The sequence below is a fragment of the Francisella uliginis genome, from assembly GCF_001895265.1.
Classification (GTDB): domain Bacteria; phylum Pseudomonadota; class Gammaproteobacteria; order Francisellales; family Francisellaceae; genus Francisella; species Francisella uliginis.
In genome coordinates this window covers 316,982-331,866 of sequence record NZ_CP016796.1, presented here as the reverse complement: position 1 = coordinate 331,866, position 14,885 = coordinate 316,982, and the positions used below count along the sequence as shown (strand labels likewise).

Below are 14,885 nucleotides of genomic sequence, written 5' to 3'. Positions count from 1 at the left end.
TCTTATAAATTTGTGTAACTCTGCTTAACTAAACTATTAGCTTTCTCTAGATTAGTAATATCTGTTAGTTCCTCTGCTACAAGTGGAGCTCTTAAAGTATTAGATCTTATTACACCATTATGTTTAAGCCATACTTTAACTGGTATTGGGTTTGCCACCTCAAAGCATGCCTTTGTCGCATCTTTCCAAGTCTGACAATGACTTAGCTGTATAGTTTTATTTATGCTTTCTTTAACATAGCTTCTAACTTGCACAGGCCAAATATTTGATATCACAGATATTAATCCTACAGCCCCATAGTTTGATAACTCAGGAAATATTCCATCTTCACCACTATACATTCTTAAATTTGGTGCAATCTGAGCATATTTTGCAAAACGTTCACAATCACCTGAAGCTTCTTTAATTGCCCATGCATTTTTATGATCTTTTATAATTTCTAGTGCTTCATAACTCAAATTCACACCAGTTCTAGATGGAACATTATATAAAACACATGGTCTTTGAGCCGCATCAAGTAGACTTGTAAACCAATTAATTTGACCAACTGTCCCAGGTTTAGCATAAACTGGTGTTACTAGTAAAAAACAATCAATATTCTGAGAATTACAAAATTCTATCCATTTAATCTGCTGATCAAGCCTAGATCCTCCAACACCAACCATTATTGGAGTATTTAAATTCAATGAACATGTAAATTTAACTACCTCACATTGTTCCTCAAAGCTTAGTGCTAATGCTTCTCCAGTGCTACCTAAAATTAATATTCCACAGCCAGATTCTGCCTGATATTTTAATATTCTTTCAAAACTACCATAGTCTATCTCACCATTATCAAGCATTGGTGTTACTATCGCTGTATAAAGATCTTTATTAATATTCATTTGCATACTCCTTAGCAACAAGCTCTTCAAATTGGTAAAAACCATATAAATCAGAATTATTTATGGCATATTTAGCTGCCCAAATAGCACCCTGAGCAAAAAGCTTGCGGTCATGCGCAGTATGTTTTAACTCGATAGTTTCATATTCATAGCTAAGAGTCGCCTCATGAATTCCTTTAATATCACCTAAACGCTCTGATGATATCGCACAGCTATCAATATCAAGCCAATTTTCCCAAGATATTGCCGTACCACTTGGAGCATCTAGTTTTCTTGTATGATGAGTTTCTTTTATCGTGCACTCTAATCGTGGAATTAAATGTTGGATTTTACCTAGTGAGTTTAGAGCTTTTTTAATAAAAACCATGGATAGACTAAAGTTATTAGCAACAATCCACACCTTTTTATTTAGAGTAACTTGCTCAACAACACCTTGAGTATAGTCAAAGCCTGTTGCTCCACAAATAATAGGTGTTTTTGTCTCTAATAAAATTGGTAATATATCTTCCAATATTTTAGCTGAAACAAATATAATAACAGCCTCAGCATTATTAAGTTTTTCAACTGTAACTGTGTTATTTGAATCAAAAACTTCATATATATTTTGACTACCAAGCAAATCTAAAACAGCTTGTCCTGTGTTACCTTTTCCTACAATTGCAATTTTCATACCATCCCTCCTTTTTCAAAAAATTGATTATAGATTTTTTGTATAACTAGAGATGATTCATTTTGGTCAACAAGCAAACACATATTATGTCCACTAGCTCCATGACTAAGTAAGCGTATATTATGATCAGATAACTCAGAAAATAACCTTGAGCTAATATTCTTAGTCTGATGGATATTGTTACCAACTATCGCAACTAGAGATAAATTCTCATCAATCCTTATTTCAACATCACCAATCTCATCTAAATCCTCCAATAAGCTTGGTGTAAGTATAGTATCTCCTATAGATTGACTACCGATATGATCTAAAGTCAAAGCAAGGCTTACCTCACTAGTAGTCACAAGATCAACACTTACTTTATGATCAGCTAAAACCTGAAAAACTTTAGCTAAGAAACCTTGAGTATGAACCATATCATAACTTTTTATCGTTACTAATACCTGATTTTTGCGCTCAGCAACAGCTCGAACAACTGGAAGCTCTTGATCTATTTCTTTTGCAATCCATGTTCCAGGATTATCTGGGTTAAAAGTTGAGCCTATAAATACACTTATATTACTTCTTATAGCAGGCCATAGCGTACTAGGATGTAAAACTTTAGCTCCAAAAGTCGCTAACTCAGCTGCTTCATTATAAGACATTTTCTGTATTGATACTGCACTAGGTATTCCTCTAGGGTCAGCTTGATAAATACCTGGAACATCTGTCCAAATCAGCAGATCCTTAGCACCTATAGCCTCAGCGATTAAGGCTGCAGAATAATCACTTCCACCACGACCAAGAGTAGTTGTCAGGCCTTGAGATCCTTGACCAATAAAACCTTCTGTTACTACAATACTATCTTGAATTAATGGTACTAATTTTTGCTGTACATTTGCACGAATACCTTTAGTAATAGGTTTTGCCTGACCATAGTGGTTATCAGTTTTTATAAACTCTGTTGCTCTTAGATGTGTAGCATTAACACCTGATTGAACTAAAAGCTCTGTCATTATCGTTGCTGAAATTAACTCACCAAATGATAATATCTCATCTGATAATTGAGGAGTTTTTAATCTTAGGGATAGCTTAGTAAGAGACTCTAAATCTTTTATTACTTCTTTTATTCTTATCGAAGTTTCAGAATTTTTAATATGCTCTAGTATTGGATAGACAATTTCTTGTATTTTATTAATTGTCTCTTGTAGAGAGCTCTCATTAGAACAGCTTGTCACAAGTTTTACTAAAAGATTAGTTACTCCAGACTGAGCACTTACAACAACTACTTTAACTTGAGATGTATCTTTTATAATTTCGATACATTTTGTTATTGATTCAATATTGGCAACACTTGTACCACCGAATTTTGCAACACTTATTTGATCTTCCACAAAGCTCTCCATGTTTTCACTAATGTGGGGAAACTAGAGACTTTGCAAAATTAATGCTTAGACCGAAGCGCCCCACGTTTAAGTTCAACGTGACAGTTCTGCTACCTTTCAGTATCAGACCCAAGAATATAGCTCATAACTTCTATATTCTTTCGGCACAATCTCTAAAAAATCTAATCATCTCTAAGCGTTATGGCTTTCAGATTAGCATTATAGACTATGCACCTCTTCTTTAAATTACGTTAGTAAGAAAACTTACTGATTTTGAGTCTAACATAGTAAATCAAAACCTGTCAAACTCTATTTAGCATTTTAATAAAATTAAATTAATGAGATAATATAAAATTCTTTAATCTCTTAATAGCCTCCTCTAAAACTCCTCTCCCAGCTGCGGCACTAATTCTAATATGTCCTGCCAAACCAAAGGCGCTACCATGAATAACTCCTACAAAGGTTTCTTCTAAAAGATTTATACAAAAGCTCTCATCTGTAAGTTGGATCCTTTCTAAAACATCACTTATATCTAAAAATATATAAAAACCTCCGTCAGGCATAAAAACTTTAACGTTCGGAATATCTTTCAAAGCATTAAAAACAAAAGAAACATTCTTATAATATTCTTGATTCATATACTCGATATCAGATCTTTCTAACTTTAGTGCCTCTATCGCTGCAATTTGTGAAATTGAACAAGCACATGATAGAGATTGAGACTGAAACTTCTTAATAGCATTAATAAAAGCTGAGGGTGCTAGAATATGCCCAACTCGCCACCCTGTCATTGCGTAATTCTTAGAAACTCCACTAGCCACTATGACACGGTTTTTAAGTTCCGGAGAAATTTTTGTAACAGGAGTTGGGGCTCTATCCCAATAAATCTGATCATATATCTCATCACTAATTAATACAATATGAGGATACTTTTTCATTAAATCAGCTAAAGCTGACATTGTAGCTTCTGAATAAATAGCTCCTGAAGGATTATTGGGAATATTTATCAAAATAGCTTTTGTTCTTAAGCTTATTAAACTTTCAAGTTTCTCAATATCAGGTTCAAAACCATTTTCAATATTTGTTTCTAAAACAACCGGAACACCTCCAGATAATTTAATCATATCTGGATAAGATGCCCAATACGGAGCCATATAAATAATCTCATCACCATCATTAATAATACAATTAAATATATTATGAAGACTGTGTTTAGCTCCAGTTGTGACACAAACTTCATCAAGCTCATAATCAACTCCATAATCACTATAGTACCGCTTTATTATCGCTTGTCTTAAATCTCTATAACCATCAACAGTTGTATATTGAGTATAATTATTTTGGATTGCTGTAATACCTGCTTTTTTATAATATCAGGCGTGCTAAATCCTGGTTCTCCTACACTTAGAGAGAGAATTTTCTCGCCTTTATCAACAAGCTCTTGAACTTTAGAAGACATTAATACTGTTGCTGAAGGTTTAATATTTTTTACACGATTACTAATTTGTATAGTCATTGATTTTCCCATTCTTTCACCAATAATGGGGAGCTGAGACTTTGCAAAAATTAATGCTTAGACCGAAGCGCCCCACGTTTAAGTTCAACGTGACAGTTCTGCTACCTTTCAGTACCAGACCCAAGAATATAGCTCATAACTTCTACACTCTTTCGGCACAATCTCTAAAAATCTAATCATCTCTAAGCGTTATGGCTTTCAGATTAGCATTATAGATTATGCTCCTCTTCTTTAAATTGCGTTAGTAAGAAAACTTACTAATTTGGAGCCTAGCACAGGAACTCAAAGCCTGTCAAATTCTATTTAGCATTTCTTAAAATGGTTCTCTGTACACGACAAAAAAAGTTGAGTTAGCTGACTAAAGCCTTATATATTCATTATTTGGAACAGATGAAAAAGCACCTTAATCAGCTAACAGGAAGTTTATCTAAAATATTTGATTGGCACAAGTCAAGAATAGATTGCTTTAGCAATCTATTACTTGGACTAATATCAGCTCAAACTGTTAATCTATCGAAGATAGCTAGATACTTTAAAAATAATAATCTGATAGAGTCAAACTATAGAAGAATCTACCGTCTTGAAAATCAAGCACTAAATTGCATATTTTGCTTAACCATAGCATTGAGAGTTACAAGCATTTTTCTCATAACAGCAACTATAGCAACCTTTTTGATTTTACCATTTTCTAATAAACGATTATAAAAATCCTTCATCCTAGAGTTAAACCTAGTAGCTACTAATGCAGCCATATACAATGTTTTGCGTACTTTAGAGCGACCATACTTAATTGCAGAATAGCCGCTTTTCATACCACTCTGATTTGTAATAGGTGCTACACCAACTAAAGCAGCTATTTCTTTATTGTTAATTCTGCCAATTTCAGGTAAATCACATACAATACAGCAGGCAGTATTTGCACCAATACCAGGCATCGATGTTAATATGTCAAACTTGTTAGCTAGTACTTTATCTTCATTTATGATTGCCATCATGTGTTGCTCTATTTTCTCTATCTCTTTCTTCAGGTATTTAAGCATTCTTTCACTCGATGATTTCAAGATTTTATCTTTAACCAAACCTAAACGACAAGCCTCTTGATGATGAGTCTCTTTAAGCTGACCTAGGCGAGAGCTTAGTGCATTCAACTCTAGATCTTGATCGCTAGGTAAGCCTCGTATATCATCGTCTTTAATAAACGCACCATAAGCCTTTAGTACTTTTGCATCTATAGCATCAGTTTTTGCTAAACATCCCATGGCTTTAGCAAATGAAACCACCTTGTTAGGGTGAGCTATGTGGACTTTTATGCCAAAGCTTTCTAAACATTTTGCTGGCAGAACTTCATAACCTCCAGTACTTTCTAATACTGCTAAAACAGCTTCGTTTTCTTCAAAATGCTTTTTTATGAAAGAGTTGATGCTACTCTTTTTCATGGCTATACGCTTAACTTTGCCTTTATCGCCATAGCAAACATCTATCCACTTTTTTGATATATCTATTCCTAAATACTTTATTGTTTTATCTGTCATGTTTGGTATCCTTTTTATTAGGCTCATAATCGCGGGATTGTACATTCGGTCTTTGATGACCTTTCTACCGTTCGCGTTTTAAAGTCGTGATTGAGATGAGCTTTTTGATTCTCACGGTTTTCAATAACCAATCCAAGGTCAAAGTCTCATCTCTTTCTTATATTTTATCAAGGATGATAGAATACAAGATTAATCACTGTTTATAAGATACAATCCAAAACTTCTTCAAGGAAGTAGAGTTTGATATTAATGATATAGCCCAATTCAGTATACAACATCTTTTATCAACTAAAGATAAATTATATCTAATTCTTGATAGGACAAACTGGCAGTTTGGAAAAACAGATATAAATATTCTAGTTCTATCAGCTGTGTATGAAGGTATAGCAATACCATTATATTATGATTTATTAGATCATAGAGGTAATTCTGATTCTGGATTTAGAATAGATTTAGTCAAAAAGTTTATTGCTAAATTTGGTAAACAACGTATTGGTTGTATATTAGGAGATAGAGAGTTTATAGGTCAAGACTGGTTAAGTTGGTTAGAATCTCAAAGTATTGATTATGTTGTTAGAATCAAAAACAACCTTATGACAACTAACACTAGAGGTTTCAGCGCTAAGGTCTCAACACTATTTGATGACTTAACTGTTCATGAGCATAAGGATCTTAGAGATCAAAGAAGTATTTGTAACCAAAGTGTTTATCTATCTGGCACTAGATCGCATACTGGTGAACTACTTATTGTAGCTAGTAATTCCAATAGTATAAAGAGACTGATACCTATTTATGGTATGAGGTGGGAGATTGAAAATTTATTTCAAGCTTTTAAGGGCAGAGGATTTAATCTAGAAGATACTCATTTGACTGATACTAATAAAATATCAAAGTTAATAGCTTTGATATCTATAGCCTTTGTATGGGCTCATAAGGTTGGAGAGTATAAAGATGCTAAAATAAAACCTATTCCTAGAAAAAAGCATGGAAGGTTGCAGAACTCTTATTTTAGGTATGGTTTGGATATGATTATTAATGCAATTCAAAAGATAGCTTTCTCTGTAAAAGACTTTTCTCTTTGCTTAAGAGTACTCAATAAAACAAATAAGGAACTCAAAATATGAAAATCATCGTGTACAGAGAAAATGGTTATAAAAATAGTTTGATAAAGATTTACTTTAATCCTTAATGACTCAAAACTCTAGAAAATATATGTATTGTTAAAATCTAACCTGAATAATTTTCTATTTCAGGAGGCTTTTTATTCCTCTCATACATCACCCAGTATATAATCCAGGTACATATGTATACAAATATTCCACAGAAAATCACATCACTAAAAAAATGTCCTCCTTGAGCCATTCTCATTAGGCCTAAGCCGCCACCTGCTAGTATCGCTGCTGCAAAAGCTAAGGCTTTTTTCTTACGTGTCGCAGCTAAAGGCATTAAAGCAAAAAGCCAGAATCCCATAGATGCATCTCCACAAGGGAAAGAGCAATTAGTAGAGCATTGGTTAGATATAACAAATGGTTGTTGAAAAACCTTATCTCCATCAAACTGTTGTACCATATATGGTCTAGGTCTACCCCAATGATTCTTAAATACAGCATTGACAACAAGTCCTGGACCTATCCATAAGCACACAGCCACAAAAAATATAGCTTTTCTATTTTTTATTCTAAAAGCTTTTATAAATAACGATCCTAGCAAAAATAAAATAACTATTACCGAAAATATTACAGGGAAGACCATTGCAAATTTATGTAGAGCACCAAGTATACCTTGACTAGCACTCGCTGCAAACCCATATGAAGGGTTATAAAAATCACTTGCTAAAGTTAAATCTAAATGGGGAAATATTAAAAAAAACACCCACGCACAGAAGCAAACAACTAAGCCTACTATTATATGAAATTTTGCCAAAATTTATCCTTAATTAAGTTATACTCAATAAATTAGTACTATAAGTTTAACATTTTTAAACTTTTTTTTGTTAGAATTACGAATTGGTTTTATGATTAAGTTTAATATTTCATTTGTAAATTAATATGGTAGACAATAATACGAACAACACAAACAAAACTCATGCTATTGGCAGACTAAAAATAACACTAGTTGTCATTTTAGCAGCAATTGTAATATATCTTTTTATAGCATTATTTAGCTTTAATATAAATGATCCTGGCTGGAGTAGTGTTTCTTCAGAAACTACTATAAAAAATTATGCAGGTCCTGTTGGAGCATATATTGCAAGCTTTATACTCTCAATATTTGGAGTAGTTGGTTTTGTCATTCCATTTGTTTTTATAGATTTTATTAGAATTTTACTAATTAAAAGAAAAGAACAAAGCCTTAGTTATCTAATGTTTACAGTCAAAACAATAGGTATTGTATTTTTTATTCTATCTTGTTGCGGTATTGCTGAGTTATATTTTAGCTTTGCTAATTACTGGATGCCTCAACGTTCTGGAGGAATTTTAGGCTATGAAACAGCAAAGATTTTTATTAAATATTTTGGTACTGTAGGTGGATCATTTGGGTTATTAGTATCACTATTTATTGGCTTAACGCTTTATTCTGGTACGACATGGTTACACTTAGGCAAAAAGATTCTTTCAATATTTGGTAAGTCTGTTAGCCATGTTGCAAAATCTAAAAAGAATGATAAAGACATTACAAGCTTTAATGATTTTGATGACTTTAACAATAAACCTAATACATCAGCATTAGCTCAAGACAAAACTTCAACTTCAATACCTTTTAAGGATGAAAAAAAAGAAGCCCCTAGTGAAGACACTTTTAAAGAAGTGTTACAAAAATCAAAAGATAATGATGAACTATCATTCAAAGACTTTAATAATAACCCATCTCAAGATGAGCTATCATTTACAGAATCTGAACAAAAAAAAAATAAAAAACCAATAAAAGCTATTGAAAAAACAAAACCACAATCACCTAAAACAAATAGCCTAAATAAAGACTGCTTACCATCTATTGACCTTCTTATGGAACCTGAAGCAAAAAAGGTTGCAGTATCTCAAGAGCAACTTAATGAAACTTCGTCCCTGCTAGAACAGACTCTAAATGACTTTAATATTAATGCTAAAGTTGTAGCTGCATATCCCGGTCCTGTTATTACAAGATACGAGATAGATTTAGCTAGAGGTACAAAAGTTAGTAAACTTACAAATATAGCTCAAGATTTAGCTCGAGCTCTTTCAACAACAGCTGTTAGAGTTGTAGAAGTGATACCTGGAAAACCCTACGTTGGATTAGAACTACCAAACCCAACAAGACAAATGGTACGCATAAAAGAAGTTTTATCTTCTCCAGAATTTTTAAAATCTCGAGCAGCAACATTAATGGGAATTGGTGTTGATATTTCTGGAAAACCTGCATTTGCTGAACTTGCAAAAATGCCGCATCTTTTGGTTGCTGGTACAACCGGATCTGGTAAATCTGTCGGTGTTAACTCTATGATAATTAGTATGCTATATAAATGTACTCCTGATGATCTAAAATTTATCATGATTGATCCTAAGATGCTTGAATTATCTATTTATGATGGCATTCCTCACCTTTTAACTCCTGTTGTTACAGATATGACAGAGGCTGCTAACTCTTTACGCTGGTGCGTTAAAGAAATGGAAAGACGCTATGCTCTTATGTCAGCTGCTGGTGTTAGAAATATCGCATTGTTAAATGACAAAATTGAGCAAGCTGAAAAAGCTGGTAAACCTCTAAAAGATACAATGTTTATCAAGATGAATCCAGAGCGTGCCCATGAAGCTCCAACGCTTACAAAAATGCCTTATATTGTTGTCGTTGCAGATGAGTTTGCTGATATGATTATGGTAGTTGGTAAAAAAGTTGAAGAGCTTATCGCAAGACTTGCTCAAAAGGCTCGTGCTGCGGGAATTCATATAATACTTGCAACACAAAGACCTTCCGTTGATGTTGTAACTGGACTTATAAAGGCTAATATACCTACTAGAATGTCTTTTCAGGTATCATCTAGAATAGACTCAAGAACTATACTTGATCAACAAGGTGCTGAACAACTACTTGGTCAAGGTGATATGCTATATTTAAAACCTGGCTTTGGCGCCCCTATGCGTATTCACGGTGCTTTTGTTGATGATAATGAAGTCCATAGAGTTGTCGAATCATGGAAAGAATATGGCCAACCAGAATATGTCCAAGATATTCTCGAATCTACTGAAGAAGCTGAAAATGGTTCATCAGGAGGGGAAGACAATAGCGAAGACCCTCTATATAATGATGCTGTTGAAATAGTAATTAAAACACAGAAAGCATCAATATCAGCAGTCCAACGTAAACTAAAAATTGGCTATAACCGTTCTGCAAGACTTATGGAAGAAATGGAAGAAAATGGTATAGTCTCAGAAATGAATCAAAATGGCATGCGTGACGTGCTAGTAAAAAGAGAATCTTAAATGAAAAAAATAACCCTACTTTTAATAACAATTTTTATTAGTGCAAATATCTGTTTTGCTAATGCTGCGGGAGACTTGGTAGAAAAAATTAAAAGCATCGACTCTATGACTGCTAACTTTAGTCAAAGACTTATTAATAGCCAAAATGATATGAATACTAAAGGTAAAATGAGCCTTAAAAAGCCTCAATTTTTTAAATGGGTCACAATCTCTCCAAATAACCAAGAAATTGTCTCTAACGGCAAAAAACTTTGGATTTATGATGGTGATCTTGAACAGCTTATAATTAAAAAAGTCTCAAACAATATTGCTCAATACCCATATCTCATACTTTTATCAAAAAACACAGATAATATTGATAAGTTATTTACTGTAAAAGAAAAAAGTAACAATAGTTATATTCTTAAGCCTAAAAATGATGAAATGATAAATAGTATCGTAATTAAGTTTGATAGTGAAAATAAACTTAAATCACTAGAGATTTCAACTTCACTAAATCAATTTACACAGATTAAATTCTCTGATGTAAAAGATAATGTTTCTCTTGATAACTCGACTTTTAACTTTAAAGCACCTAAAGATACTGATGTAATTGATGAGACAAAATCATAAAAAACTCTTTACTTCTTATCAACCATATATGCTCCAGCAGCACCCCCTGCAGCAGCAACACCTCCGACAGCCAACCAAAAACAACTATTTAGAGATAAAGTTAATGAACACAACAATACCAAAGATACAAACTTCTTTTTCATTTATATTTTTCCTAAAAAATAATACCTAGTATATCAACAAAAATTCTTTTTTTAACTCTTAAAAATATACATTCTTTAAAAACCATCGTACATATATCGATTATCTTAAGCTATTCTAGAATAAACTAACTGATTAGTATCAGCATCATAAACCTCAACTGTTTTAAAAGATACAAAAAACCTCAAAATATAACCCTTTGCTTACAAGGTGTTTAACCAAAAAAAACAAACAACAAAGAGTTAATTTTTAGACATTTTTTTTAGTTGATGATTAAGCAAAGTAACCATATAATTAAATTTAACCTTTATTTCACACTTCTTTAACTATGTATTTTGGTGTCGATTACTACCCAGAGCAATGGGATCATTCACTTATTGATAAGGATCTTCAACGTATTGCAAACTCAGAACTTAATTGTATTAGAATTGCAGAATTTGCTTGGCATCTAATGGAACCTCAAGAAGGTCAATTTGATTTTAGTTTTTTTAAGACAATATTAGATAAAGCACATAAGCTAAATCTCAAAGTAATGCTTGGTACACCAACAGCTACAGCTCCTGCTTGGTTATACAAAAAAGATCCAAAGATATTCTCAATAGACAAAAATGGCTTACAAAGACATTTTGGTGGTAGAAGGCAGGCTTGTCTAAACTCACCAACATACAACAAGTATGCTGAACGTATTACTCAGAAAATGGTAGAGGCATATCATCAACATCCTGCTTTATTACTTTGGCATATAGATAATGAACTAGGTCATGAAACTAGTGATATGTGCTACTGTGATCAATGCGAGTTAGAGTTTAGAGACTATCTAAAACAGCAGTTTGATAATAACATCGACTTATTTAATGATGCTATTGGCTCAGTTTTTTGGTCACAAACATATAATGATTTTGATGAGATAAATATACCTCGCCCAACTATTCCTGCACCAAACCCTGGAATGATGTTATATTTTAACCGTTTTAGAGCACAAACAACTACCAACTTTTTAGCAAGACAAGCTAAAGTTATCAAAGACATAGCTCCAGACCAACAAACTTTACATAACTTTACTGGGGATTATTTCTCTAAGGCTCAAGATCATACAGATCTAGCTGAGCAAATAGATCTTGTAGCACTAAATAACTACCCCGTTTGGGGTGGTCAACAGGTCCCAGTAGATGCTTATAAAACAGCAATGAAGTTAGATCAAACTCGAGGCTTTAAAAAAGAGAACTATTGGATTACTGAGCAACTGATAGGAGCTCAAGCTCACAATATAATGGGATTTGTACCTCGACCAGGCCATGCTAAGTTATGGTCTTTTCAGGCAATGGCTAGAGGATGTGATAATCTAATCTATTTTAGATGGCGTACAGCAACAAAAGGTGCTGAGCAATTCTGTTATGGTGTCTTAGATCATGATAACAAATATAATCATCGCTATGATGAAATGCTAGATATCATTAAATTAGCTAAACAAAATCAAAAGGCAATACAAACTCCAACACAATCAAGAGTAGCTCTTTTATATTCTATGGATAATATCTATAGCTGGCGTATCCAACAGCAATCAACTGCTTTTGATATTCAGCATGAGCACACTAGACTTTATAAACCTTTCTTTGATAATAACATTAATGTTGATGTACTAGATGTTCGCCATGATTTTAGTAAATATTCAATACTCTTACTTCCAGTATCTATGTTAATCACAGATAAGAATATTGCTAGAATCAAAGCTTTTATTGAAAATGGTGGTACTATTATAGCTACATTTAGAGCAGGTCTTAAAGAATATCACAATGAGATTCGCTTTGGTGTTGATAATCCTATTCATGAACTTGCTGGTGTAAAAGCAGACTATTTTGAGCCTCTCCCTATAGGGACAAATTGTAAAATCAAATATCAAAATAAAGATCTAACTGCCACTGTATGGCGCGATATGCTTACAATTAAAGGATCTAGTCAATCATTATGTGATTATGCTGATGAATTTAAAAACTATAGTGCAGCTGTAAGAAATAATCTCGGTAAAGGATCAGTTTACTATATTGGTACAGGTATTGATGATAGCTCTTTTTGGAATGACTTAGTGCTAGACACGACTAAAAAGCATAATATTAATAGCTTTCAATCTCCAGATGATGTTGAGGTTATTATAAAAGGAGATGGTGATTCCAAAATAGCTATTATTTTAAACCACAATAGTCATGAGGTTGACTATTTAGGATTAAAACTTAATCCTTATGATACTCAGATAATAAACTATTTAGAGTTCTCAAATTCATATAGCAAATACTATTAAATCAAAGGCAAATCATAATGAAATATAATACTCGTCGCTGGAATCCTTTTTTGATTTCTATACCTGATATTGGCATAGGAATGTATTGGTCATTAACAGGAACTATTGGTTCATGGATAGTTTACCAACATACAGACTCTTCTTTTTTAGCTGGCCTTTTATTATCTATGGCTGCTTTTACCGGACTATTTATGCAGACCCTCTCAGGAATTATTTCTGATAATACATCTTCCAATACCTTTTTAGGTAAAAGAACTACGTGGCTATTAGTAGGATTAGCCAGTACTTGTATCTTCCAAATGCTCTGGCCTTTTGCTCCTAACTATATTTGTTTATTTACAATTGCCTTTTTGACCTATGCTAGTATCAACTTCTTTCAAGGTCCTTACTATACAATGGTTGTAGAGGTTGTAGATCGTGATCAAATTCCTTTTGCTACACTACTTGCTAGAACTACTGCGCAGATAGGAACAATTATAATTGGTCTAGTTGGTGCAGTTATCTGGAATATAGGCGGTGCTTTTCTTAGCTGCGTAACAGTATGTCTACTACTGATAATACCTACACTATCTGTAATACCATTTATTGTTAAAGAGCGTCCTGAAAATCAAATAACCTCAGCTTTTAGATTAAGTTTTGATATTTTTAGTGATAAGAACATAAACCTTCTTTTTCTAGCTACCTTCTGTACATTAACTGGTTTTGGCGCTTTCATGCCTTTAATGGGTGGATATATGAACCATTTTCTAGGCTTTAGCAAAGACTTTACAGCTTCATTAGTAATGACATTTGGCGTTGGCTCTGTTGTTGTTGGTATACTTGCAACAAGTATTATAAGTTTAATTAAAGTTGAGGATATTTTTAAAATTGGCTTATTAATATTCGCTATAGCTTTGATTTGTGGTTCTTTTTTAACAAAAGAAAGCTTTTTGTGGTACATTATTACATTTATTGTTGCAACAGGCTTTATTTTATCTCAAGTATGTTGCTATACACTAATTGCTAAATTAGCACCAAAAGGCAGACTTGGCGAATATATGGGCTGGCTAAACATGTTTTTTTCACTACCACAACTAATAATGCTTATTTGTGGAGGCTTACTAATAGATAGTCACCTAGCACCATATTTATACTGGATAGCAGGTATTATTTTGCTAATAGGATTTGTTGCTGTTACACAGATCAAGACTAACCATCAAGAAAGCTAGTTTTTGGCTTTGCTTCTCTTTTATATATATTTCTATGTTTCAAAATTTCTTTTTTTTGTGATTCTGATTTTTGTGGATTTGCTTTATCAAACTCTTGTAAAAGCTTATCAGCCTCACTCACATATGCTCTATCTTTTTTATTATCAAATAGATGAGCCAATTTTAATATAAGTTTCATCATAGTAAAAAACCTCTCTTAGATACT

At 33.0% G+C, this 14,885-nt stretch carries 14 protein-coding genes, 1 pseudogene and 2 riboswitches; of the genes and pseudogenes, 6 read left to right on the top strand and 9 right to left on the bottom strand.

The genetic code is table 11. From position 1 onward, the window contains the following. Positions 1–2 precede the first annotated feature (2 nt). The 5 genes from dapA to F7310_RS10640 all read right to left on the bottom strand — a co-directional run bounded on the left by dapA (position 3) and on the right by F7310_RS10640 (position 4,434). Positions 3–884 (bottom strand): 4-hydroxy-tetrahydrodipicolinate synthase, encoded by an 882-nt coding sequence (gene dapA, locus F7310_RS01680; protein ID WP_236939882.1) that lies wholly within the window; start codon positions 882–884, stop codon positions 3–5. Continuing rightward, positions 874–1,554, bottom strand: coding sequence for a dihydrodipicolinate reductase C-terminal domain-containing protein (locus tag F7310_RS01675; RefSeq protein ID WP_072711335.1), 681 nt, complete (start codon positions 1,552–1,554; stop codon positions 874–876). The genes dapA and F7310_RS01675 overlap by 11 nt, the downstream gene beginning before the upstream one ends. Continuing rightward, complete coding sequence (gene lysC, locus F7310_RS01670; protein ID WP_145951715.1) at positions 1,551–2,927, bottom strand: lysine-sensitive aspartokinase 3; 1,377 nt, start codon at positions 2,925–2,927, stop codon at positions 1,551–1,553. Before lysC ends, F7310_RS01675 begins: the two co-directional genes overlap by 4 nt. 57 nt (positions 2,928–2,984) lie before the next feature. Then, positions 2,985–3,165, bottom strand: a riboswitch (Lysine riboswitch). An 88-nt stretch (positions 3,166–3,253) separates the two neighbouring features. Further along, positions 3,254–4,264: a pyridoxal phosphate-dependent aminotransferase gene (locus tag F7310_RS01665; RefSeq protein ID WP_236939899.1), complete on the bottom strand. Its 1,011-nt coding sequence runs from the start codon at positions 4,262–4,264 to the stop codon at positions 3,254–3,256. Beyond that, a complete protein-coding gene (locus F7310_RS10640) occupies positions 4,213–4,434 on the bottom strand; it encodes a hypothetical protein (protein WP_236939881.1) in 222 nt (73 codons plus the stop codon). The genes F7310_RS01665 and F7310_RS10640 overlap by 52 nt, the downstream gene beginning before the upstream one ends. A gap of 57 nt (positions 4,435–4,491) precedes the next feature. Beyond that, a riboswitch (Lysine riboswitch) is annotated at positions 4,492–4,671 on the bottom strand. Positions 4,672–4,824: 153 nt separating this feature from the next. On the opposite strand from F7310_RS10640, the pseudogene F7310_RS10445 reads away from it, so the two are divergent. Continuing rightward, positions 4,825–5,007 (top strand): annotated as a pseudogene (locus tag F7310_RS10445) (IS4-like element ISLpn9 family transposase); the annotation flags it as partial. A 14-nt stretch (positions 5,008–5,021) separates the two neighbouring features. On the opposite strand, the gene F7310_RS01655 reads toward F7310_RS10445, so the two are convergent. After that, positions 5,022–5,966 carry an IS110 family RNA-guided transposase gene (locus F7310_RS01655; protein WP_072711322.1) on the bottom strand — a complete coding sequence of 315 codons (945 nt, stop codon included), beginning with the start codon at positions 5,964–5,966 and terminating at the stop codon, positions 5,022–5,024. Between the two features lie 212 nt (positions 5,967–6,178). Between F7310_RS01655 and F7310_RS01650 the strand changes: the two genes are divergently transcribed. Beyond that, positions 6,179–7,090 (top strand): IS4 family transposase, encoded by a 912-nt coding sequence (locus tag F7310_RS01650; protein ID WP_084645155.1) that lies wholly within the window; start codon positions 6,179–6,181, stop codon positions 7,088–7,090. Positions 7,091–7,193: 103 nt separating this feature from the next. Here the strand turns inward: F7310_RS01650 and lpxF are convergent, their stop codons facing one another. Continuing rightward, positions 7,194–7,889, bottom strand: coding sequence for a lipid A 4'-phosphatase LpxF (lpxF, locus tag F7310_RS01645; RefSeq protein WP_072711332.1), 696 nt, complete (start codon positions 7,887–7,889; stop codon positions 7,194–7,196). A 125-nt stretch (positions 7,890–8,014) separates the two neighbouring features. Here lpxF and F7310_RS01640 point away from each other — a divergent pair, with 125 nt between their 5' ends. After that, positions 8,015–10,423, top strand: coding sequence for a DNA translocase FtsK (locus F7310_RS01640; RefSeq protein ID WP_072711331.1), 2,409 nt, complete (start codon positions 8,015–8,017; stop codon positions 10,421–10,423). Then, a complete protein-coding gene (lolA, locus tag F7310_RS01635) occupies positions 10,424–11,035 on the top strand; it encodes an outer membrane lipoprotein periplasmic chaperone LolA (protein ID WP_072711330.1) in 612 nt (203 codons plus the stop codon). A gap of 8 nt (positions 11,036–11,043) precedes the next feature. On the opposite strand, the gene F7310_RS10785 is transcribed toward lolA, so the two are convergent. Then, positions 11,044–11,178, bottom strand: coding sequence for a hypothetical protein (locus F7310_RS10785; protein WP_257786354.1), 135 nt, complete (start codon positions 11,176–11,178; stop codon positions 11,044–11,046). A gap of 326 nt (positions 11,179–11,504) precedes the next feature. Between F7310_RS10785 and F7310_RS01630 the strand changes: the two genes are divergently transcribed. Further along, entirely contained in the window at positions 11,505–13,472 is a 1,968-nt protein-coding gene (locus F7310_RS01630) for a beta-galactosidase (protein ID WP_072711329.1), read from the top strand. Positions 13,473–13,489: 17 nt separating this feature from the next. Further along, positions 13,490–14,680 carry an MFS transporter gene (locus F7310_RS01625; protein ID WP_072711328.1) on the top strand — a complete coding sequence of 397 codons (1,191 nt, stop codon included), beginning with the start codon at positions 13,490–13,492 and terminating at the stop codon, positions 14,678–14,680. Here F7310_RS01625 and F7310_RS01620 read toward each other — a convergent pair. After that, a complete protein-coding gene (locus F7310_RS01620; RefSeq protein ID WP_072711327.1) occupies positions 14,661–14,861 on the bottom strand; it encodes a CBU_0585 family protein in 201 nt (66 codons plus the stop codon). The two genes, F7310_RS01625 and F7310_RS01620, sit on opposite strands and share 20 nt — an antisense overlap. Positions 14,862–14,885 lie beyond the last annotated feature (24 nt).

Bases quoted from the DNA above. Each gene is read 5' to 3' on its own strand.
- dapA (WP_236939882.1), bottom strand. From the start codon at position 884: ATGAATATTAATAAAGATCTTTATACAGCGATAGTAACACCAATGCTT.
- F7310_RS01675 (WP_072711335.1), bottom strand. From the start codon at position 1,554: ATGAAAATTGCAATTGTAGGAAAAGGTAACACAGGACAAGCTGTTTTA.
- F7310_RS10640 (WP_236939881.1), bottom strand. From the start codon at position 4,434: ATGACTATACAAATTAGTAATCGTGTAAAAAATATTAAACCTTCAGCA.
- F7310_RS01655 (WP_072711322.1), bottom strand. From the start codon at position 5,966: ATGACAGATAAAACAATAAAGTATTTAGGAATAGATATATCAAAAAAG.
- F7310_RS01640 (WP_072711331.1), top strand. From the start codon at position 8,015: ATGGTAGACAATAATACGAACAACACAAACAAAACTCATGCTATTGGC.
- lolA (WP_072711330.1), top strand. From the start codon at position 10,424: ATGAAAAAAATAACCCTACTTTTAATAACAATTTTTATTAGTGCAAAT.
- F7310_RS10785 (WP_257786354.1), bottom strand. From the start codon at position 11,178: ATGAAAAAGAAGTTTGTATCTTTGGTATTGTTGTGTTCATTAACTTTA.
- F7310_RS01630 (WP_072711329.1), top strand. From the start codon at position 11,505: ATGTATTTTGGTGTCGATTACTACCCAGAGCAATGGGATCATTCACTT.
- F7310_RS01625 (WP_072711328.1), top strand. From the start codon at position 13,490: ATGAAATATAATACTCGTCGCTGGAATCCTTTTTTGATTTCTATACCT.
- F7310_RS01620 (WP_072711327.1), bottom strand. From the start codon at position 14,861: ATGATGAAACTTATATTAAAATTGGCTCATCTATTTGATAATAAAAAA.